We start from the raw sequence: 21070 nt of genomic DNA, 5'->3' as shown, positions 1-21070 counted from the left end.
GAGGATGCGCCCACCCACGAGGAATGGATGATGAGATGACGACCATCGATGCCGAGGCGACCGTGGCTCCCCTGGAGTTCGCCGTCACGAAGAACCTGACCGCTGCGTCTCCCGCACGGCTCGCCGAGGTGCTGGAGAATCCGGGCTTCGGCGTGGTCTTCACCGATCACATGGTCGACATCTGCTGGTCCGCCAAGGGCGGCTGGCACCGTCCTCGCGTGCAGCCGTACGGTCCGATCCCGCTCGACCCCGCGGCATCGGTGCTGCACTACGCGCAGGAGATCTTCGAGGGTATCAAGGCCTACCGTCACGCGGACGGTTCGATCCACACGTTCCGCCCCGACCGCAATGCTGCGCGTCTGCAGGCCAGCGCTCGTCGTCTCGCTCTGCCGGAGCTGCCGACCGAGTACTTCATCCAGTCGCTGCGCGAGCTCATCGCCGTGGATGGCCGCTGGGTTCCGGACGGCGCTGACCAGAGCCTGTACCTGCGCCCGTTCATGTTCGCGAAGGAGGCGTTCCTCGGCGTGCGCGCCGCGCAGAAGGTCGCCTATTACGTGATCGCGAGCCCCGCAGGCGCCTACTTCTCCGGCGGGGTGAAGCCGGTGCGCATCTGGCTCTCCGAGGAGTACGCCCGCGCCGGCAAGGGCGGAACCGGCAAGGCCAAGACCGGAGGCAACTATGCCTCGAGCCTGCTCGCCCAGAGCGAGGCGAGCGCGAAGGGGTGCGACCAGGTCGTGTTCCTCAACGAGAAGCGCGATGTCGAGGAGCTCGGCGGCATGAACGTCGTCTTCGTCTTCAAGGACGGACGTGTGGTCACCCCCGAGTCGGACAGCATCCTCGAGGGCATCACGCGTGACTCGCTCCTGCAGCTGGCGGAAGACCGCGGCTACACGGTCGAGAAGCGCCCGATCTCGATCGACGAGTGGCGCGAAGGCGTGGCCTCCGGCGACATCGTCGAGGTGTTCGCGTGCGGCACCGCCGCGGTCGTCACCCCGATCGGCGCACTCGTCGGAGACGGGTTCGACGAACCGCAGCCGCTGGGCGAGCTCGCACTCTCGCTGCGTGAGGAGCTCACGGACATCCAGTACGGCCGCCGCGAGGACAAGCACGGCTGGCTTCTGCGCCTCGACGCCTGACCGCTCGGACGGTACCAGCGCCCATCACCGAGACCCACGCCTGCCGCCTGCGCACGTGTGGGTCTCGGTGTCTGCGGTGCGTCTCGGCGGGGTGGGACGCCCTCGCTAGGCTGGATCCCATGAAGATCGCCCGGTTCAGCCACGACGAAGCCATCATGTACGGGATCATCGACGAGCGTGAGCTCGTCGTGCTCGCCGGAGACCCGATGTTCACCGGGTACGAGACCACCGGCGCCCGTGTGCCGCTCGCGGATGCCGCGCTGCTCGCTCCGGTGATCCCGCGGTCGAAGGTGGTCTGCGTGGGCAAGAACTATCACGACCACGCGGCCGAGATGGGGGGAGAGGCTCCCGAGGAACCGCTGCTGTTCCTCAAACCGAACACCGCGGTGATCGGACCTGGTGACGCGATCGTGCGTCCGCCCCTCTCCGATCGCACCGAGTACGAGGGGGAGCTCGTCGTGGTCATCGGCAAGATCGCCAAGAACGTGAAGGCCGAGAACGCGCTCGACTACGTGCTGGGCTACACGATCGGCAACGACGTGACCGCGCGCGATCTGCAGCGCAAGGACGGACAGTGGGCGCGCGCGAAGGGCTTCGACACGTTCTGCCCGCTCGGACCCGTGATCGAGACCGACTTCGATCCCGCGACCGCCACGATCGAGACGCGGGTGAACGGCGAGGTGCGCCAGCACGCTCCGCTCACCGACATGATCCACTCGGTACCGGCGATCATCGAGTACGCCTCGGCCGTGTTCACCCTGCTCCCGGGCGATGTCATCATGACGGGCACGCCGGCGGGCGTCGGAACCTTCGGCGCAGGAGACGTCGTCGAGGTCGAGATCACGGGGCTGGGCATCCTGCGCAACACCGCGCGGGACGCCGCACCCGCGTCATGACCGATGTGGCCCTGACGGCGGCGCAGCAGACGGCGGTCCAGCGACGCACCGTGCTGGTGCTGTCGCTCGGGCAGGTGCTCGGCGGCATCGCCTTCGGTGCCACGGTGTCGCTCGGAGCGCTCCTGGCGGCGGACATCTCGGGGAACGACGCGCTCTCCGGTCTGGCGACCGCCTCGGTCACGCTCGGAGCGGCGGCGTGCGCGATCCCGCTGGCCCGCCTCGCCGCTCGTGTCGGTCGGCGTCGTGCGCTCACGCTCGGCAACCTGTTCGCACTGGTCGGCATCGCGGTCGTCATCCTCGCTGCCTCCCTGCGCATCTTCCCGCTGCTGCTCGCCGGCATCCTCATGATCGGCGCGGGCAACGCGGGAAACCTGCAGTCTCGCTTTGCCGCGACGGATCTCGCCGCCCCGCAGCACCGCGGCCGGGATCTGTCGATCGTCGTCTGGTCGACGACGATCGGCGGGGTTGCCGGGCCCCTTCTGCTGGGGCCGGGAGAGATCGTCGGGCAGGCGGTCGGGATGCCTCCGCAGACGGGTTCTTATCTGTTCTCGTTCGTTGCGCAGTGCGCGGCACTCCTGCTCTACATCGTCGCGCTGCGCCCTGATCCGCTTCTCGCGGCGCAGCGGCTCGCCACGGCGTCGGCGGCTGCCGCCGGAGCGGTGGCAGAGGACCGGCCACGGGTGGCGCGCTATGCGATCTTCGCGATCGCGGGGTCTCACGTGGTGATGGCGTCGGTCATGGCCATGACCCCGGTGCACCTGTCGCACATGGCGCACGGCGCCGGAGGCATGGCGGCGACCCCGGCGGATGTCTCGGCTCTGGTGGGGATCACGATCGCCCTGCACGTGGGCGGGATGTACGCCCTGTCGCCGGTCTTCGGTGTGCTCGCCGACAGGTGGGGCCGACTCAAGGTCGTGCTGCTCGGCCAGGTGCTGCTCGCCGGTGCTCTGGCGTTCGCCGTGTTCACGGGTACCGAGGCCTGGGGTGTCATGGTCGCGCTCATCCTGCTGGGGCTGGGGTGGAGCGCGGCGACGGTCGCCGGGGCGGCGCTGCTCACCGAGGCCTCCGCACCCGAGCTCCGCACGCGCAGACAGGGTCGCAGCGATTCGCTCATGAGCCTCTCGGCTGCGGCCGGCTCGGTGCTGGCCGGAGTAGTGCTGTCGAACTTCCAGTACTCCGGACTCGGGATCGCAGCCTTCATCCTGGTCGTCGCGATCGTGGCGCTGTCTCCGCTGGCTCGCGCGGGAGCACGGTGAAGGACTGGTCCGGGGTCGGTGAAGCGTACTCCGCCTCCTACTCGGCGTTGTGCGCCGGGACCTTCGTCGCGATGCGGGAGGCTCTGGGCGAGCCGCACGGCCGCAGCCTGGTCGACGTGGGCGCCGGAGACGGCACCCTGGCTGCGATGTGGACCGCCGAGGGATGGACGGTGACCGCGTGCGAGCCGGAGTCGACCATGCGCGCGGTCTCGCGTCGCCGGCATCCTCGGATCGACACCATCGACGGCACCTTGCCGGCGCTTCCGTTCGCAGACGGCGCGTTCGACGTCGCCATCGCGAACTTCGTGTTGAATCACGTCCCGTCACCGCGTTCGGCCGCCGCAGAGCTGCGACGGGTCAGCCGGGGTGCGGTCGTGGCGACGACCTGGACGCTCTCTCCCTCGTGGTTCTGGGCCGAGATCACCGAGCGTGCCGGTATCGCGAACTTCGCGGGGCCGAGGCTCCCGGATGACGAGGACTTCGAGCGCACGGCCGACGGGTTCGGGCGGATGCTGCAGGAGGCCGGTCTGCAGCGCGTAGAGGTCACCGAGCTCGACTGGACCTGGAGCGCGGATCCGCGAGCCCTCTGGCGGTCTGTCGAAGGGGGAGTGGCCGGTGCCGGTGCGCTCTACGTCCGTCTCGACCAGGTCGACCGGCAGCAGTTTCGGACCGCTTTCGACCAGGTGGTCGATGAGCGGAGTGCGAACGGTTTCCTACCGCTGGCGCATCGTGCCGCGGTCGCCGTGAGCACCGCTCGCTGAGCGCTTCGATCCTCCAGCGGTGCGGTCACCCGTCCCCGTAGAATCGAAGGGCTATGGCTACCCCTCACCCCCTCACCACGACTGTCAGTGGTGCCGACGTCCGCGTCCGCTTCTGCCCCTCACCGACCGGTCTGCCGCACGTCGGCATGGTCCGCACGGCTCTCTACAACTGGGCCTACGCCCGACACAACGGCGGGAAGATGGTGTTCCGCATTGAGGACACCGACGCCGCCCGTGACAGCGAGGAGAGCTTCCGCCAACTGGTCGACGCGCTCACCTGGCTCAAGATCGACTGGGACGAGGGCGTCGAGGTCGGCGGACCGCATGCGCCCTACCGGCAGTCGGAGCGTCACGACATCTATCGCGAGGTGATCGACAAGCTCATCGCGACGGGCGCCCTCTACGAGAGCTACTCGACGGCCGAGGAGATCGACGCGCGCAACGAGGCCGCAGGCCGCGCCAAGCAGCTCGGCTACGACAACTTCGACCGCGACCTCACCGACGAGCAGAAGGCGGCCTTCCGCGCCGAGGGTCGACAGCCCGCTCTGCGCCTGCGCGTGCCGGACGAGGACGTCACGTACGTCGACCTGATCCGTGGCGAGGTCACCTTCCCCGCCGGTTCATTCCCCGACTTCGTGGTCGTGCGTCCGAACGGCGTGCCCCTGTACACGTTCGTGAACCCGGTCGACGACGCACTGATGGGCATCACGCACGTCCTGCGCGGTGAGGATCTGATGCCGTCGACCGCGCGCCAGCTCTCGCTGTACGCGGCTCTCATCGATGCGGGCGTCACGACGTTCGTGCCGCGATTCGCCCACATGCCGCTGGTGCTGGGGGAGACCGGCAACAAGAAGCTCTCCAAGCGCGACCCGCAGGCCGATCTGTTCCTGCACCGCGACCGCGGCTTCATCCCCGAGGGACTGCTGAACTATCTCGCGCTCCTCGGCTGGTCGATCGGCCCCGACCGCGACGTGTTCTCGCTCGACGAGTTCACCGCGGCATTCGACATCGTCAACGTCAACCCGAACCCGGCCCGCTTCGACCAGAAGAAGGCCGAGTCGATCAACGGCGACCACATCCGGATGCTGGGGGAGAAGGACTTCGCCGAGCGGACGATCCCGTACCTCGCCGCGGCCGGGCTCTTCGATGAGCCCACACACGAACAGCTGGTGACGGCGTTCCGCGTGGCGCCCCTCGTGCAGGAGCGCGTGCAGCTGTTGGGCGAGGTCCCCGGGATGGTGGGCTTCCTCTTCACCGACGAGGTCTCATACGCCGAGGACGCGCTCAAGGGACTGCCGGCGAATGCTGCCGAGGTGCTCGATGCCTGCGTCGTCGCTCTCGAGCCGCTGGAGGAGTTCACGCCCGAGAAGATCCAGGAGGCTCTGGCCGCGGAGCTGGTGGAGAAGCTCGAGCTCAAGCCGCGCATCGCCTACGGCCCGCCGCGTGTGGCGATCACCGGCCGCCGGATCTCGCCGCCGCTGTTCGAGTCGATGGAGCTGCTGGGCAAGGACGAGTCGCTGCGTCGTCTGCGTTCCCTGTCGGCGTTCCTCGCGAGCTGAGTCGCGACGCGCCCGGGCGGCGGCGCACGGCACCGGTTTTGGTGTTCCGCCGCCGCTCGGGTAGGCTTGATTCTCGGTGCGAGGCTCCGGTTTCGCCCTTGGGGTATGGTGTAATTGGCAACACGACGGTTTCTGGTTCCGTTATTCTTGGTTCGAGTCCAGGTACCCCAGCAAGATAAAGACCCCCGCTCAGGCGGGGGTTTCTTCGTTAGGTGATGCGTCGGAGTCGTCCGCCGCGAGAGTGACGCGTTCGGCGACGGCCCCCGGCCATCCGTGTCAGCACGGAAAGCAGGGGGCCTTCGCCATCGGTCGTCAGGCCGCGCGGCGGCGCAGACGGGCCAGCCACGCGCCAGCCCCCAGCAGGGTGGCAGCCAATCCCGCCCACACCCAGAGGATCGCCCCGTCTGCTCCGGTCGTCGCGAGCGGAGCAGCGGTGCCGTCGGTTCCAGGCTTCGCCACGGTGCCGTCTCCGCGTCCCGTGCCGCCGTTCCCGTTGCCGCCCTCGCCGGGGGTGCCGCCCTCGCCGGGGATGCCGGTGTCGGCCGTGGCGAAGTCGATCGAGGCGAGCACGCGGCTCTCGACGCCTGTCAGCACCAGTTCCGCACCTTCGATGGCGAAGCTGTCGACGCCGCTGACCGTGACCGTTGAACCCGCGATCCCGAAACCGGCAGCCGGCGTGAGCGTCAGGCGCACCTGGCCGCCGCGATCCGCAACGCCCTCTGCGGGCGAAACGGTGCCGCCGCGCACCTCGGTGCGATAGCTGAAGCGCACGGCCTGGGCCTCCACGGCGTCGACGGCGGCCTTCAGCGACTCGAAGCTCGTCCGCAGCTGTGCCTTCGTCGGTGCGACGGCGGCGACTGTCGCGACCGTACCATCGGTCGAGCCATCCCGCGCTCCCGGAGATCCCGCGAGCAGAGCCGCACTGTGGGCTGTCGCCGCGGCGAGAGCATCGCCGAGCGTCTCATCGAAGACACGTCCGTTCGCCGCCTCGACCTCGTTGACGTTCATCAGCTCGGTCGCGTATTCGACGGCCTGGGTGAGTGCGGCAGTCTCTGTGGTCGAATCATCGGCGGCGAAGAGGGCGGCGACCTCGGTCGTGGACAGAGCCGTGTCCCACATCCGCAGGTCGTCCATGTCGAGACCGATGCCGTAGCTCTTGCTCCCGTCGACGCCCACGAGCATGTTCAGGCCGCTGGTCATGCTCCCGATCCCCGCGATGCTCGTCTCCTTGGCCAGCATGCCGTCCATGTAGGTGCTCGCGGTGTTGCGCGTGCGGTCGACGGTCACGGTCATGTGGTGCCAGGAGCCGCGGTACTCGCCGACGTCGCCGGTCGCGTAGACGCCGTCGGTGCCGTCGCCGAGCGTGAACTCGAGCTTGCCGGTGTTCGTGCCCTCCGGGGCGAGGTTGATGCCCGAGCGGTACCAGTTCGCCCAGTTCTTGTTGCTGATGATCGCACCGTAGCCGTTGACGCCGGTGACCTTCGTCCAGAAGCTGATCGTGAGGTCCTTGTCGGCGCCGAGGTCGAACTCGGGTCGGGATCCGAGATCGACGTAGCTGCCCGCGCCTCCGCCGATGCGCACGGCTGTTCCGGAGGCCCCAGGGCGATCGGTCGCGACGTAGGAGACCGAGCCGACCGGCTTCGCCGTGGGCCCGGATGCCGCATGCGTTCCGGTGTCACCGAGGTCGCCCTCGAAGGCGAGATGCAGGAACTCGCCGTCCGGTGCAGGTGCCGGGGTCTCGGGGAAATCGGGGAAGACGAGCTCGCCGGCCGTGCGCACGAGGCCGGTGAGCGGCTCCGACGCGTTCTGGAAGTCGTCGTACGCGGTGACCGTGACGGTGTAGTTCTTCGCCGGTTTCAGACCGCGGACGTCGAAGCCCATCGTGTTCGGGGTCATGTAGAACCGCGAGTACGCCTTGAACGATCCGGTGACGGACTTCGCCGCGTTCTTGCCGAAGTCCGGCACCTGGTTCGCCGTGTACGCGACCGGGTTGCCGGCCTGATCACGGATCTCGACCTCGTAGTAGTTCACGAGTTCGTCGTCCTTCGCCTGGTCGAAGTGCAGCGTGAGCGTCTCCTCGGTGACATCGGTCGCGGTGACGGCGGCGGCACCCCACCACGGCGCGGTCGTGCTGCGCTGTGCGGCGGTGTACGTGAAGCCGCTCTTGCCTTTGGTCGTGTCGACCACCCAGGGCATGCCGACCCAGCGCTGATGGGTGACGTCGAATCGACGGATGACAGTGGAGCCGTCGGTGAGCACGGAGATGAAGTTCGCGTACTTCTGCGACACCCCGGCAGCAGGGTCTCCCTGGTTGCCCCCGAAGTAGCCGCCGCCGAGGAAGTCGCTCGGCACGTCCTGGTAGATGTAGTTCATCGAGGCGTTCTCGTAGACCGTGAAGTCTTTCTGGAAGATGCTCGTCTCCGGGTTCGAGGAGAAGTGCGTGTGCGCCGAGCCGAGCATCACCTGCGGATAGGACGCGAGGATCCGCTGCAGGTCGGGACCTGCCATGTCGTAGTCGGCGTGGAAGGGCCCCCCGAGCGACGTGCCCGCGTAGCCGCTGTGGATCGAGACGAAGATCGGCTTGGCGGGGTCGTAGTCGGGCTTCGCAGCGATGTCCTGCAGCGTGGTGGTGAGGAAGGCCTGGTAACCGGTGCGCTGCCCGCCGTAGCCGAACGTGCTGGTGCCGTTGTAGTCGAGACCGATGAAGTCGATGCCCTCGATGGTCGTGTGGAAGTTGCTCACGTATGCGCTGTTGGCGTTCGGGTAGTGCCACGCGGGCGCGTCGGCCGGTGCATTCTTCCGCGCGGAGTCGAAGGTCGTGCCCATCAGATCGGCGATGTCGTGGTTGCCCTGGGTGAGCAGGACCTGCGACTCGGGGAAACTCTCGCGCATGACCCGTTCGACCGCGCGATACCAGCCGGCGACCTTCTCGCTGTCGCCGGCGAGGTGGGCGGAGTACTCCGGGTCGTTCGCACCGACGACATCGCCGTTGTCGACCACGACGCGCGGGTCGAAGCCCTTGGCGTCCGCCCAGGAGCGGAGGGCCTGGAAGTGCGGCTTCGCGCCCTCGTAGGCCACCTGCTCGGATGTCTTGTCCGCCGTGGCGGCGCCCCCGAGCTCGGTATCGGACATCGTGATGAACTCGAGTGTGGCGTCGGCGCCGTTGTAGGCGTCGTTCGCGGCGTCGATGCGCTGTTGCGTCATCGGTTCCACGGCGGACGACGAGGTCGGGACGGCCGTCGGCGCGACCGCCGCCGCCGGGAGAACGGGGACCAGGAGCGTGAGGGCCGTCGTGGCCGCGATCATCCCTCCACCGAGTGCGCGGCGTAGGGCCGCCTCCGGACGGGGGCGTGTCGTCTTCGGGCGATCAGGGGTCAGCATGGGGTTCCTCGCAGGTGTCGTCGGGGTTCGGAAGGCGGTCGAGAAGTGTGGGGAAATCAGGGAAGCGCGGGCACGGAGGACATCAGTGAAGCGGCCCAGGGTGCCGTCACGGCGCGGAAGTCGGGGATGCAGGCCGTCGTGCCGCTCGCCTCCCTCCGGTCGGCCCGGACCTGCACGACGCGGCATCCGGCAGCGACGGCAGCACGCACGCCGACCTCGGAGTCCTCGAACACCAGACACGCGGCCGGATCGACGTCGAGCAGGCGGGTCGCCCGCAGATAGGGTTCTGGGCTCGGCTTCGTGCGTCGCACATCGTCCGCGGTCACGACGACGTCGAATACGCCGAGGCTCACGTTCTCGGCGACCGCATCGACCCATGCCCTGGTCGAGCTGGTCACGAGACCGATTCGGATTCCCTCGCGCCGCAGGTGCGCGAGTGCTTCCTCGGCACCGGCGACCCATTCCAGACGCCCCGCGAAGGAATCGATCGTGACGAGCTCCAGCTCCGCCGCGAGCGCGCTCGCACTCGCACGCGTACTCCCGAGCCCGATCAGAGCGTGGGCGGCATCGATGCCGGACAGCCCTTCGAACCCGGCGAGCTGCGCCGACGACACCGTTGTGCCGAGGTGGGTGAGGTGGGCGCTGATCACGTCGAGCCAGGCCCGTTCACTGTCGACGAGTGTGCCGTCGAGGTCGAAGAGCACGGCGGCGGGTCGAGCCGCGGCGGGCCGCGCGGGGGTGGAACGAGGGGAGGCGGAGCGATCAGAGGCGGAGCGATCAGAAGCGGAACGATCGGAAGCGGGCGTCGACGAGGTCACGGGACGATTACCCCGCTCCGTGGTGTGCACGGGGCGGCGTGCAGATGAACGACGTCTGAACGATAGCCGCCGGCGGACGTGCAGCGGGGGACAACTGTGAACTGCTGTCCTGATCGCGCGATCGACGGTATCGCGGCTCACCTAGTCTGAGACGGTGTTACCGGCGACCCCGCGCTCCCATCGCGAGATCATGAGCGATCTGATGACCAGGATCATCGATGGGGAGTTCTCTCCGGGCTCCCGTCTTCCGTCGGAGACGAAATTGAGTCTGCATTACGGCTCGACCCGTGGCACGATCCGACGGGCTCTCGCGGGTCTCGAGGACCGAGGCCTGGTATCCCCGGTTCAAGGCGCGGGCTGGACCGTTCGTTCGGGCCGACAGAGTCAGTCGTTCGAAGAACTGCGTTCGTTCGCGCAGTGGGCGCGGTCCAAGGGTCTGGCGCCGGGCGGGCAGGTGCGTCGCAAGGAGTTCGGGGAGGCGACCGCGGCGGAGGCGCGTCGCCTGTGGGTGAGCCCGCGGACGCGTGTGCTGCGCGTGACCAGGACGCGAAGCATCGACGGCCGCGACGTGATGCTGGAGCGCACCAGCTACCCGGACTGGATCGCCGATCGGCTGGCCTCGATCGCCGATGACGAGGCCTCCGTCGTCGAGGCGCTCTCGCGTGACTTCGGGATCGTGACCGCGTTCGCCGAGCACGCCATCGATGCCGTCCCCGTGTCCAGCGCCGACGCCGAGCTGCTCGGCGTGCGTCGGGCGAGCGCGCTGCTGCGGGTGCGCCGCGTGAGCTACACCCCGGCAGGCGAGCCGATCGAGTACGGCGAGGACCGCTACCTGCCCGACACCGTCACGTTCCTCGTCACGGCATCGCGGGAGAGCACACCCCTCACGCGCACCGAGTTCTCGCGGTAGCGGATCAGCTCGCGTCGTCACCCCGCGTCGCGTCCGGCGATGTCGAGGGCGCCGAGTAATGTGAATACGTGACAGGAACACGAGCAGAAGCGGCATTCTCGCGCGCTGTCACCGCATTCAGCACGCCGACTCTCGACCTCCTTCACGGACGTTTCGCGCCCTTCGTCGTCGCGTCCCTCTCGCTGCTGTTCACGGCAGACCGGGCATCCATCCCGATCGCCGACGCCCAGGCCGAGCTCGCCGAGATCCTCGATGAGCTGAGGGGAGCGGGCGACGACGACGACGACCGCCGGGTTCCCGCAGGGACCGGCCGCGACGTCGCGCGGAACTGGGTGCGACTGGGCTGGCTGGTGCAGCAGATCGACGAGGACATCGAGGTGTACCGACTCTCCGCGCACGCCGTCGAGGCGCTGGAGATCGCCGGACGCACGGGCGGGGGGCGCACACGTGTATCCAACTCCCGTGTGCGAACGCTCCTCGACGCCGTGGAGCACCTCTCCGACAGCGCCGAGGCCGATCCCGAGCGTCGCCTGGCTCGTCTTCGGAAGGAGCGGGCGGCACTCGACGCCGAGATCGATCGGATCGAGGAATCGGGCAGGGCGGATCCGCTCGACGATGAAGAGCTGTTCGAAGAAGCGGAGAACGTGCTGCACCTGGCACGGGAGCTCCCCGCCGACTTCACCCGCGTCGCCGAGTCGCTCAAGCTCATGCAGCGCGACGTCGTCGCCCATCTGCGGCGTGACGAGCGCCCGACCGGCGAGGTGCTCCGCGAGTATCTGCGACGCGCGCAGGACGTGATGAACTCGACCCCGGAGGGGCGCGCGTTCTCCGGCGCCCTGCGGCTGATCGGCGATCCGGATTGCATCGACGCGCTCACCGAACAACTGCACGGCCTGCTCCGGCAGCCGTTCGCCCGCATGCTCGACAGCACGCAGCGTGCCGAACTCGACGCCATCGGACGTCGGGTCGAGCTCGGCGTCGAAGAGGTCCTCGCCGCACAGCGTCGAGCGTCGCACGTCATCACCGGCCAGGTGAAGACCCACGATCCGCTGCGGGACCGTCAGATCGACGATCTGCTGCGCGACGTCATCGCCGCTCTCCACATCTGGGACGGTGCGGGGGCGAGCGACTCGCCGGTGCGCAGTCTCCCGCTCGCAGATCTGGGGCACCTCAGGCAGACGGTGAGCAGCATCCGCCCGCCGGCCGTCCCCGCACCTCTCGCGGACGCCGACGACGTCGAGTTCGCCGACGTCGACTCCCGCGCGTGGGGCGGTCCGCGGTATGCGGAGCTCGAGGAGTACGTGTCGGGTCTCGGCCCGGAGTTCGACCTCGCGGCGGCGTTCACCCAGGGAGCCGACGATACCCGTCGTCCTGTCGACCTCGTCGGACTGCTCGAGATCGCGCACCGCAACGGCATGACCGAGGGCGAGGAGGTCTCGGTGGTCGAAGCGCGGCGTCCGGACGGATCGACGCGACGTTTCGCTTTCGGCGCCGTCACGGCGCGCAACCCGAAGGAAGAATCACATGCCTGAAGAGAGCCTCGTGACGGAGACGCCGGTCGAGGATCCGTTCATCGCCCCGGTCCCGATGGAAGACGACATCGAGGAGCACTTCGCGGGTGACCGCGGCACGCTGGACCCCGAGATCCGGCGCCTGCTCGCGCACATCCTCCAGCGCCGTTTCATCGCCGCGGAGCGCAACCGCCGGGAATGGGCCCTGCTGCTCGACCATCAGCACGTGATCGAGTCGCGCCTGAACGACCTCTACCTCCGCCTGGTCGTCGACCACGGCCGCGGGTTCGCATACAAGCAGCAGCTGCGCTCCGACGAGATCGACATGCCGGTGTTGCTGAAGGACGCGCCGTACACACGCGCCGAGACCCTGGTTCTCGTGCATCTGCGCACGGTCTATCAGCGCGAGTCCGCCGCCGGCGAGGCATCCGTGCGCATCGACATCGAGGATCTCGAGCAGACCGTGCTGAGCTACTTCAGTGACGTCGACGGCGGCACAGCCCGGCAGCAGAAGGCGATCCGGAACGCGATGGATCGCCTGGATCGAGAGGGCATCGTGCAGGAGGAGACCAGCGGGCGCTATCGCATCAGCGCGCTCGTCGAGGTCGTCCTGAGCGCCGAGACCCTGAAAGAACTCCGCGACTGGCTGCGGTCGCAGGAAGCGGTGGAACGATGACCATGGTCGACACGCTCTTCGGCCTCATCCCGGCGGGTTCGCGCGGGCAGCAGTGGGTGGCGGACGAGCTGCAGCTGATCAACTGGGGCGGGTACGACGGCGGACCCCATCGTGTGCGCTTCTCGCCGCACGCGACCCTGCTCTGCGGAGGCTCGGGCTCCGGCAAGTCGACGTTGATGGATGCGTACATCGCCTTGATGATGCCGCACACGACGCCGTTCAACGGAGCGTCGAACGGTGGTGTGACGGGTCGCCCGCGCGGCGAGGAGCAGCGGAACATCCTCTCCTACGGGCGAGGGAAGATCGACGAATCCCGCACCGAGGAGGGCACGAAGCTGCGTGTGCTCCGCGGAGACGGGGAGGACACGTGGAGTGCGATCGCGACGACGTGGATCGACCACGACGGGTCGCGGTTCACGGCCGTGCGTGCGTGGTACATCCCCGCGGATGCGCGCGTCCTCGAGGACACGACGCGGGTCAGGGCCACCGTGAACGGGGCGTTCGATCTGGGACTGCTGGAGCGCGCGGCGACGCAGCGGCTCTCGGATGCGTCGGTGCGGGCGACGGGGCTGGAGACCCTCGCGACGGACCGTGAGTTCGCGGCGCGCCTACAGGCGGTGCTCGGGATCGGTGCGGCCGGCTCCGGCGCCAAGGCCATCAGTCTTCTGGCGAGGATCCAGGCCGGGCAGCAGATCACGACGGTCGACGATCTGTACAAGAAGCTCGTCCTCGAAGAGCCCGAGACCATGGCCACCGCAGATGCCGTCGTGGCGCATTTCGACGAGCTCGAGAGCACGCGCATGAGGATGCTCACGGCGAAGCAGCAGGTGAACGCGCTCGAGCCGATCCGGGGCATCAAAGACCGCATCGTCTCGGCGTCCGAGCGTGTGCGCGTGATCGACGAGGTCGGCGTGTTCACGGATCCGACCTCTCTGGCCGCCCTCTGGAACGCGCAGCGACGCCTCGATCTCCTGCGCGACGTGGAGGTCGAGCTGGGGGATCGTTCCCGCGCGCTGAGTCTTGCCGTGCGCGAGAAACGTGCTCTCGTCGATGCCGCGGATGTCGAGCGCGAAGGGCTTCTCGACGTGCTGCGCCAGTCCGGCGGCGACCGTCTCGAGACAGCTCAGCGCGAACTCCGCGTCGCCGAGCGCAGAGTGGACGACGTCCGGCGGGAGCGGGCGAAGTTCGACATCATCGTCCGGGAGCTGGGAGCGGAGGTGGAGACCGCCGCGCAGTTCGACGCCTTCGCCGCCGACGTTCGGGGGTCGGCTCCGAAGTCCGAGATCCGTGCTGCCCGTGCTGCTTTCGCCGATGCCGAGAGCACACGCCGGACGACGGAGGCCGAGATCCGCCGCCTGCGCGAGGAGCGTGAGAAGACGAGTCGCGTACGCGGGAGCATCCCCGCGCATCTCGACGAGTCGCGCAGCCTGCTCGCAGAAGCGGTCGGGCTCGACCCGGCCGATCTTCCGTTCGTCGGCGAGCTCATCGAGCTGCGGACCGAGTTCGAGCCGTGGCGGGAGGCATTCAACCTCGCGCTCGGAGGCTTCGCCAGGACGCTTCTGATCGACGTCGAGCACCTCGCTTCGTTCCGCACGGCCATCAACTCCGTGCGCACCCCGGAACGTCTGAACTACGAAGGCGTCCATACCGGCATCCCCGAGGTGCGGAACGCCGACCCGAAGACGCTTCCCGGGCGGCTCGAGTACCTCTCGACGCCCTTCACCGGTTGGCTTCAGCAGCGACTTCAGGATCGCTTCGGATACGTCTGTGTCGACTCGTCGTCGCAGTTGGGCGCACACCAGAAGACCCTCACGATCAGCGGCCAGGTGTCCCAGGGGAGTCGAGGTGCCCACGGAGGGCAGGGGCGCAGCAACGTCCTGGGCTTCACCAACGACCGTCGCCTGCGCGAGATCGACGAACAGCTGCGGCGGCTGACGGCGCAGCACGAGGAGTGCGCGTCCGCTGCGCACGAGGCCGAGGCCGCCCTCGACCGCATCGAGGCGCGGTCGACATCCTTCGCGAAGATCGAGGACCTCACGTGGGAGCAGATCGATGTGGTCACGGTGGAGGCCGAGCGGGAGCGCTGGCTCGCGGTCGAGGCGGAGGTCACCACGGCCAGCCCCGAGATCGCGCAACTCAAGCGCCAGGCCGAAGAACTGCGGGCGCGGGCGGCGCGGCTCCGCGATGAAGAGGCGCGTCTCGGCAACGAGCTCGCTCAGACCCAGGAGCAGTGGGGTCGGGTCACCGACGACGTCGACAGCTGTCAGTCGGTCATCGACTCTGCCGCGGCATCCGGACTCGTGCTCGCGGACGGGCACGCCTCGTTCCTCGACAGCCGATTCCTGCACGCCGAGACCGGAGGATCCGCGACGGCGGCGCAGCGCCTGACCCATCTGGACACCGCCCTCAGGACGGCAGCTCAGCGCCTTCTCGATGACCGCCGCGAGGCGGCCGAGGCGCACGAGCAGCAGCGCGAGAGCATGCGCCGACTCATGACGGGGTTCCTCGAGCGCTGGGACACCCTCACGATCCTTCCGGATCCCGACGCTTCGGTCGGGGAGTTCGAGAGCATCCTGGAGGCTCTCCAGACCAACGGGCTCCACGAGCTGGAGACCGAGTGGCGCGACAGCCTGCTCAAACTGTCGGGAAACGACCTGACGAGTCTCGACTCGACGCTCAGCCGGTCGCTCCGTGAGATCAAGGACCGGATCGATCCGATCAACCGGATCATGGAGGAGCTGCCGTTCTACGACGACGATCATCGTCTGCAGATCACCCCCCGGGAGAACCAGACGGAGGCTCGCAAGCGCTTCCGCCGTGAGCTCCGTGAGGTGCGGGGACTCATCGATGCGGCGGCGACGGATGCGGAGCGGGAGACCGTGTACCGCAAGATGAGTCGCCTCATCGCGCGCATGCGCCGCACCGCCCCCGACTTCGCGGAGCTCATCGATGTGCGAAACCATGTGCGGGTGAGCGCGGAGCGCGTCACAGCCGCCACGCGAGAGCACGTGGCGCTCTACGATCACATCGGTGAGAAGTCCGGAGGCGAGTCGCAGGAACTCGTCGCGTTCATCGTCGGGGCCGCCCTCCGGTACCAGCTCGGAGACGCGGGCGCCGCTCGACCTCGCTATGCGCCGGTGTTCATGGACGAGGCGCTGATCAAGGCCGACGCCCACTTCACCAAGCGTGCGATCGGTGCGTGGCGCGGGCTCGGCTTCCAGCTCGTCATCGGTGCGCCGAACGACAAGTACAGCGCGATCGAGCCGCATGTGGACGTCGAGTACGACATCCTCAAGGACACGCGCGGTCGGTCCTGGGCCAAGGCGAAGGTGGGTCTGCCGGAAGCGGGGGTCTGACCGTCGGTCGTCGACGCGCGAGCACCCGTATCGTCAGTCGCACTCCCCGAGGAACCCGAGGTAGCAGACGGCCTCGTGAGTGACTGCTGCTTCGTAGTCGTTGTTCGAGACCTGTCGCGTCGCGACCTCCGGTGTGCGGGTGAGGTGGCCGAAGTCTCCGAGCGAGGCGACGACCGATCCTTCGGAGTCCTCCGCGCGCATGCGATCGATCTCGGCGCGATGCTGTTCGCAGAGCATCGCCGCGGCGGGAACGAGCTCGACGCCGGAGCAGGCTCCCGCATACTGGGCCTCCATCGCACCGATGCAGTCGGTCCAGTCCTGATCGACGGCGCACGGGCTCACGCCGTCGTCCGCCACCAGGTACAGACCGGTCTCGTACTCCTCGCTGTGGAAGGTCTCGGGCTTCTCGGGCGCATCGACCTTCGTCCAGTGCCGGGCGGTGGTGAACGCCACCACCACGACGATGATCGCGAGCAGCAGCAGGGCACCGACGATGGACAGCGCGACCCAGAGACCGACCCGGCTCTTCTTCTCCGGTCCGCCGGGGACCGGGGCACCGGGAGAAGGGATCGCTGTGGTCGGCGTACCGGCGTACGCCGGCGGAGCGGATGCGAACGCCCCTGTCTGGGCGAAGTCGTGTCCGCCGAGCGGCACCGTCTCGGCGGCCGGGGTCGTCTCGGGTGCGGGTAACGCGGGAGCGGCAGGCTCCGTCTGCGGGTTCATGGACTGCCAGTACGCGTACCAGCTCTGGGCGGCGTGCGGGTCGGCCGCGACCTGCTGGGCTTCGGTGTCCGAGAGCCGGATGCCCAGCCCCTGCCGGGAACCGGCGTCCACCAGTGCGGAACAGAACTCCTCGAGTGACAGCGCCATGTTCGTGATGATGGCAGAAAGCCGCCTCGTCCGACAATCCGCTCGCGAACGCGATGTCTCCGGCATCCGCAAGAATATCGAGGTGATCGGTATGAGGAGCTTCTGGAACGCCCTTCCCACGGAGGGGCGGTGGTTGCTGTCGACGGTCGCGATCCAGACGCTCGGTCGCGGTATGACCCTGCCGTTCACGATCATCTATTTCCATGAGGTGCGCGGCTTCGACCTCGGCATCTCCGGAGCGCTGATGAGTCTCATCGCGATCACCGGGCTGATCGTCACAGGCCCCGGAGGGACTCTTCGGCGCACGGCGGGTGCTGATCGTCGGGCTGCTGTCGATGATCGCGGGATGCGCGCTGCTGGCCTACGCCACCCATCCGGTTGTCGCCGCCGTCGCGGTCATGCTGATCGGGGTGAACTTCGGCGTCTCCTGGCCCGGCTTCAACGCCCTCATCGCCACGGTGGTCGAGGGAGAGGTACGTCAGCAGTACTTCGGTGTGAACTTCGCGCTCGTCAACCTGGGGATCGGCGTCGGAGGCGTGATCGGCGGCTTCTTCGTGGACGTGACCGATCCCGCCACCTTCACGACGATCTTCCTCGTCGACGCCGCGAGCAGCCTCATCCCGCTCGCGCTCCTCCTCGGACCGCTCCGCCGTGTGCGCACGCAGCACGACGCCGAGGCCGACGCCCCTCCGGTGGGCGGGTATCGAGAGATCCTGCGGCGGCCGGCCGTGCTCTGGCTGACTCTTCTGACCTTCCTTTCGGTCTTCATCGGATACGGCCAGATGGAGGCGGGCTTCCCGGCGTTCGCCCGCCAGGTGTCACAGGTGTCGACGCAGGTCGTCGGCATCTCGTTCGCCGTCAACACCGCGGTGATCGTGCTTCTGCAGTTCGCCGTGCTCCGGCTCATCTCCGGCAAGAGGCGCACGCGGGTGATGCAGGTGATGGCCCTCATCTGGGCCCTGTCGTGGGTGGTGCTCGGGGCGACGGGCTTCCTGCCGGACACAGTCGCCGCCGCCATCGGCGTCATCGCCTACATGGGAGTCTTCGCGTTCGGAGAGACGATGCTGCAGCCCACCGTTCCCGCGATCTACAACGATCTCGCGTCCGACCGCACGCGCGGCCGGTACAACGCGATCAATTCCGCGGCGTTCCAGGGCGGTGCGATCACGGGCCCGCTCGTGGCGGGTGTGATGCTCGGTGCGGGACTGGACATCGGGTTCATCGGCGTCATGATCGCGGGAAGCCTGGCGGTCGGTGTGCTGGCGCTCGTGCTGGAGCGGGCGGTACCACCGGCTGCGAACGGCGCACCCGACATCCATCGAACGGTCGACGTCGACGACGCGCGGACGCAATAGGCTCCCCTCATGGCTCTGGAGTCTCTCTTCCTCCGTTTGGACCGGATCGCCGGTGGACGAAAGGCCGGCGTCGCGATCAGCGAGGCGGACCGCACGCATCCCAAGACCGTCCGGGCATTCACCTGGATTCTCTGGCTCCTGGTGGTCGAACTCGTCATCGGCGTCGGTGCGGTCATCGTCGCATTGGTGCTGGCGGTCGATGGCGAGTCGGTGTCGTTCGCGGTCTGGATGCGCACCCTCGTCGTGCTCGCGATGACCGCGACGTTGTTCTACTTCGCGTGGCGAGCGCAGCGCGGGTGGCGGTGGGCGTACCAGCGCCTGCGCCTGTTCGCCCAGATCTTCCCCGTGATCACGCTGGTCATGGCGGCGATCCCCGGCCTCTATCCGCTCTGGATGGTGTCGGAGCAGATCGTCTTCAGCCTGATCATGATCGGTATCGCCGACTTCCTGACGAGCGATCACATGCGCAGCACGTTCGCGGCACCGGACGTCGAGCCGACCGCGGAATAGCACGGTCGTCGCCGCGACGCCACTCCCTTCCGCGTATCCCACGGCGCCGCCATCCTCGATCGAAGGCATTCGAGGGAGGCAGCAGCATGGCGAGACTGATCCGTGTGGTTCCGGGGGAGGACCCGGGCTTCCGACGTGTGCGATCCGGATCCGGATTCCGCTACGTCGACCCGGCCGGTGAGACGGCGCCCGAGGCCGATCGGGAGCGGATCCACGACCTCGTGATCCCACCCGCGTGGCATGACGTGTGGATCGCGGCCGACCCGCTCGCGCACATCCAGGCGGTCGGCGTCGATGGCGCGGGACGCAAGCAGTACCTCTATCACCCCCTATGGCGAGTCACCCGGGATCGCCGGAAGTTCGTGCGGGCGCTGGATCTCGCGGCCGCGCTTCCTCGAGCGAGGGCCCAGGTCACCCGTGCGCTCGCGCAGGAGGGGCAGACGAAGGAGCGCGCCCTCGCCGTCGCCTTCCGGCTTCTCGACGATGCGGCCCTCCGCATCGGGTCGGAACGGTATCTCGTCCGCCACGGGAGCCGCGGTCTCACCACACTGCGGAGGCGGGATGTGCGGGTGGAGGGGAGTGAACTGGCGCTCTCGTTCCCTGCCAAGAGCGGCCGTACGGCGTCGATCGAGATCACCGACGAGACGCTCGCCGAGGCGTTGACCGACTTCGCCGCGGGGAAGTCTGCGGCCTTCCTGCTTGCGTACCGCCGAGGGCGTCGGCGGGTACGCATCACACCCGCCGAGGTCAATGCGTACCTCCGAGATGTCACGGGTGCCGCTTTCACGGCGAAGGACTTCCGCACTCTTCACGGCACGATCATCGCGGCCGACGCCCTCGCTCGGATCGGTGAGCTCGACAGCCGCCACCACCGGAGCCAGGCGGAGCGCCTCGCTGTGCAGGCGGCGGCGACGGCGCTGGGCAACACGACCGCCGTCGCACGCGGAAGCTACATCGATCCACGGGTGTTCAGTCAGTACGCGCGCGGACGGACACTCGATCTCTCGGTGACCCCTGAGACGGCCATCCGGCGTCTTCTCGGCGGACCGCAGATCTCGCGTAAGGTCACCCGACGAAGTGCAGCCAGACGACGGCGATGAGCATCGGCACCAGGGGCGTGGCCACTGCCAGGAGAACGGGCCACCATCGCACGCGCGTGTCGACCCCGCGCGCCCGATCGGCGAGAGTGTCGCCGTCGCGGCGGTAGGACGCCGGGTCCAGCGGTTCGGCGGCCTCGTCGCGATAGAGCATGGTGCGGCGTCCGAAGCGGTCGTACAAGGCAGCGATCACGGCGAGGAAGTCGCGCAGCTCTTCATCGTCGGTCAGGTCGACGGCGGGGAAGTACACGTGGAGCGTGCTGTCAATGATCTCCAGATCGAGGTCGGCGCTCTGGTCGAGGAGCACGACCATCAGGTCGGGTGTGAGCACGTAGAGCGCATCCGTCTCGTAGCCCGCCGGCACCGAAACCTCGAAGACGTCGCTGAAGTCGCCCTCGAGTCGAATCCGGGACGCGCCCGTCGGACGTCGGGGGAGCACGCTGAGTGCGCCGCCGCCGCGCCGTGATCGGAGCGTGATACGCGGCGCTTCGGAAGGAAGGGGGATCCGCACCGCCCGCACCGTGTGCATCGTCGCCCCCTCGCGGTCGCCGACGACGAACGTGCGCTCGATGCTGTCGAAGGGGAGGGCCGCGTGTCGCGCGTCCAGATGATCCCGTGCGGTTCGGGCGCCGCGATCGATCTGCTCATCGATGGAGCCACCCCACACGCGGTCGCCGATATCCGTGCGGAACTCCCAGCCGAGTGTCTCTGCGACGGCGGCGAGAGCGGCCCGATGTCGATGATGCCGGCGAACGGCGATCGTCGACGAGGCGACGATCGCCGCGCAGAGAAGCATCGCGGCGACCTGCGCGAGCACGAGCGTCGCGCCGGTCAGGCCGAAGCCCACGGGCAGCAGGTAGAACGCGATCACGGCGGCGATGCCGACCGTGGCCAGCGACGACCCGATGAGGGCGAGGCCGCCCGGCACGCGCTCGTCGGCGTGCGGGGCGGACTCGCCTTCCAGGAGCGTCGGCACCG

General features: G+C 68.4%; 16 protein-coding genes and 1 tRNA gene. 13 read left to right on the top strand and 4 right to left on the bottom strand.

Features of this window, described 5'->3' with window-relative positions; all coding sequences use genetic code 11:
* Positions 1 to 35: 35 nt before the first annotated feature.
* From ABDC25_RS09810 to ABDC25_RS09785, 6 genes are all read left to right on the top strand, one after another.
* Positions 36 to 1136, top strand: a complete 1101-nt coding sequence (locus ABDC25_RS09810) for a branched-chain amino acid aminotransferase (RefSeq protein WP_029265497.1) — start codon at positions 36 to 38, stop codon at positions 1134 to 1136.
* A 119-nt stretch (positions 1137 to 1255) separates the two neighbouring features.
* Positions 1256 to 2032 (top strand): fumarylacetoacetate hydrolase family protein, encoded by a 777-nt coding sequence (locus tag ABDC25_RS09805; protein WP_029259056.1) that lies wholly within the window; start codon positions 1256 to 1258, stop codon positions 2030 to 2032.
* Positions 2029 to 3288, top strand: a complete 1260-nt coding sequence (locus ABDC25_RS09800; protein WP_347122777.1) for an MFS transporter — start codon at positions 2029 to 2031, stop codon at positions 3286 to 3288. The genes ABDC25_RS09805 and ABDC25_RS09800 overlap by 4 nt, the downstream gene beginning before the upstream one ends.
* On the top strand, positions 3285 to 4049 hold the full coding sequence (locus ABDC25_RS09795; protein ID WP_347122775.1) for a class I SAM-dependent methyltransferase: 765 nt from the start codon (positions 3285 to 3287) through the stop codon (positions 4047 to 4049). Before ABDC25_RS09800 ends, ABDC25_RS09795 begins: the two co-directional genes overlap by 4 nt.
* Before the next feature lie 53 nt (positions 4050 to 4102).
* Entirely contained in the window at positions 4103 to 5608 is a 1506-nt protein-coding gene (gene gltX / locus ABDC25_RS09790) for a glutamate--tRNA ligase (RefSeq protein ID WP_347122773.1), read from the top strand.
* A 99-nt stretch (positions 5609 to 5707) separates the two neighbouring features.
* A tRNA-Gln gene (locus ABDC25_RS09785) sits at positions 5708 to 5779 on the top strand.
* Positions 5780 to 5920: 141 nt separating this feature from the next.
* Here the strand turns inward: ABDC25_RS09785 and ABDC25_RS09780 are convergent.
* Positions 5921 to 8989: a LamG-like jellyroll fold domain-containing protein gene (locus tag ABDC25_RS09780; RefSeq protein WP_347122771.1), complete on the bottom strand. Its 3069-nt coding sequence runs from the start codon at positions 8987 to 8989 to the stop codon at positions 5921 to 5923.
* A 56-nt stretch (positions 8990 to 9045) separates the two neighbouring features.
* A complete protein-coding gene (locus ABDC25_RS09775) occupies positions 9046 to 9693 on the bottom strand; it encodes an HAD family phosphatase (protein ID WP_021200401.1) in 648 nt (215 codons plus the stop codon).
* 268 nt (positions 9694 to 9961) lie between these two features.
* Here ABDC25_RS09775 and ABDC25_RS09770 point away from each other — a divergent pair, with 268 nt between their 5' ends.
* The 4 genes from ABDC25_RS09770 (at position 9962) to ABDC25_RS09755 (ending at position 16260) form a co-directional block, all read left to right on the top strand.
* On the top strand, positions 9962 to 10717 hold the full coding sequence (locus tag ABDC25_RS09770) for a GntR family transcriptional regulator (RefSeq protein WP_318387081.1): 756 nt from the start codon (positions 9962 to 9964) through the stop codon (positions 10715 to 10717).
* Positions 10718 to 10785: 68 nt separating this feature from the next.
* Positions 10786 to 12249 carry a DUF3375 domain-containing protein gene (locus tag ABDC25_RS09765; protein ID WP_347122769.1) on the top strand — a complete coding sequence of 488 codons (1464 nt, stop codon included), beginning with the start codon at positions 10786 to 10788 and terminating at the stop codon, positions 12247 to 12249.
* Positions 12242 to 12904 carry a DUF4194 domain-containing protein gene (locus ABDC25_RS09760; RefSeq protein ID WP_021200404.1) on the top strand — a complete coding sequence of 221 codons (663 nt, stop codon included), beginning with the start codon at positions 12242 to 12244 and terminating at the stop codon, positions 12902 to 12904. Before ABDC25_RS09765 ends, ABDC25_RS09760 begins: the two co-directional genes overlap by 8 nt.
* The gene (locus ABDC25_RS09755) at positions 12901 to 16260 is read left to right on the top strand and encodes an SbcC/MukB-like Walker B domain-containing protein (RefSeq protein WP_347122767.1); all 3360 of its coding nucleotides are present in this window, start codon (positions 12901 to 12903) and stop codon (positions 16258 to 16260) included. Before ABDC25_RS09760 ends, ABDC25_RS09755 begins: the two co-directional genes overlap by 4 nt.
* A 33-nt stretch (positions 16261 to 16293) precedes the next feature.
* Here ABDC25_RS09755 and ABDC25_RS09750 read toward each other — a convergent pair whose 3' ends face one another.
* Positions 16294 to 17130, bottom strand: a complete 837-nt coding sequence (locus ABDC25_RS09750) for a hypothetical protein (RefSeq protein ID WP_347122765.1) — start codon at positions 17128 to 17130, stop codon at positions 16294 to 16296.
* A 311-nt stretch (positions 17131 to 17441) separates the two neighbouring features.
* Between ABDC25_RS09750 and ABDC25_RS09745 the strand changes: the two genes are divergently transcribed.
* The 3 genes from ABDC25_RS09745 to ABDC25_RS09735 all read left to right on the top strand — a co-directional run bounded on the left by ABDC25_RS09745 (position 17442) and on the right by ABDC25_RS09735 (position 20095).
* Complete coding sequence (locus tag ABDC25_RS09745; RefSeq protein ID WP_347122763.1) at positions 17442 to 18485, top strand: MFS transporter; 1044 nt, start codon at positions 17442 to 17444, stop codon at positions 18483 to 18485.
* A gap of 9 nt (positions 18486 to 18494) precedes the next feature.
* A complete protein-coding gene (locus ABDC25_RS09740; RefSeq protein WP_021200408.1) occupies positions 18495 to 18995 on the top strand; it encodes a hypothetical protein in 501 nt (166 codons plus the stop codon).
* Between the two features lie 86 nt (positions 18996 to 19081).
* Positions 19082 to 20095, top strand: coding sequence for a DNA topoisomerase IB (locus ABDC25_RS09735; protein WP_347122761.1), 1014 nt, complete (start codon positions 19082 to 19084; stop codon positions 20093 to 20095).
* Here the strand turns inward: ABDC25_RS09735 and ABDC25_RS09730 are convergent.
* Complete coding sequence (locus tag ABDC25_RS09730) at positions 20061 to 21068, bottom strand: DUF3137 domain-containing protein (protein ID WP_167254263.1); 1008 nt, start codon at positions 21066 to 21068, stop codon at positions 20061 to 20063. The genes ABDC25_RS09735 and ABDC25_RS09730 overlap by 35 nt on opposite strands.
* Between the last annotated feature and the right edge of the window lie 2 nt (positions 21069 to 21070).

Origin of the sequence: Microbacterium sp. SY138, assembly GCF_039729145.1 — a bacterium.
Lineage (GTDB): Bacteria > Actinomycetota > Actinomycetes > Actinomycetales > Microbacteriaceae > Microbacterium > Microbacterium maritypicum_A.
Note: the sequence above shows the minus strand (reverse complement) of the source record. Positions and strands in the feature narration are given on the sequence as shown.

What these genes read in the sequence shown, in the direction of transcription:
- ABDC25_RS09735 (WP_347122761.1), top strand. Translation starts at nt 19,082, where the DNA reads ATGGCGAGACTGATCCGTGTGGTTCCGGGGGAGGACCCGGGCTTCCGA.
- ABDC25_RS09800 (WP_347122777.1), top strand. Translation starts at nt 2,029, where the DNA reads ATGACCGATGTGGCCCTGACGGCGGCGCAGCAGACGGCGGTCCAGCGA.
- ABDC25_RS09780 (WP_347122771.1), bottom strand. Translation starts at nt 8,989, where the DNA reads ATGCTGACCCCTGATCGCCCGAAGACGACACGCCCCCGTCCGGAGGCG.
- ABDC25_RS09760 (WP_021200404.1), top strand. Translation starts at nt 12,242, where the DNA reads ATGCCTGAAGAGAGCCTCGTGACGGAGACGCCGGTCGAGGATCCGTTC.
- ABDC25_RS09810 (WP_029265497.1), top strand. Translation starts at nt 36, where the DNA reads ATGACGACCATCGATGCCGAGGCGACCGTGGCTCCCCTGGAGTTCGCC.
- gltX (WP_347122773.1), top strand. Translation starts at nt 4,103, where the DNA reads ATGGCTACCCCTCACCCCCTCACCACGACTGTCAGTGGTGCCGACGTC.
- ABDC25_RS09755 (WP_347122767.1), top strand. Translation starts at nt 12,901, where the DNA reads ATGACCATGGTCGACACGCTCTTCGGCCTCATCCCGGCGGGTTCGCGC.
- ABDC25_RS09805 (WP_029259056.1), top strand. Translation starts at nt 1,256, where the DNA reads ATGAAGATCGCCCGGTTCAGCCACGACGAAGCCATCATGTACGGGATC.
- ABDC25_RS09740 (WP_021200408.1), top strand. Translation starts at nt 18,495, where the DNA reads ATGGCTCTGGAGTCTCTCTTCCTCCGTTTGGACCGGATCGCCGGTGGA.
- ABDC25_RS09750 (WP_347122765.1), bottom strand. Translation starts at nt 17,130, where the DNA reads ATGGCGCTGTCACTCGAGGAGTTCTGTTCCGCACTGGTGGACGCCGGT.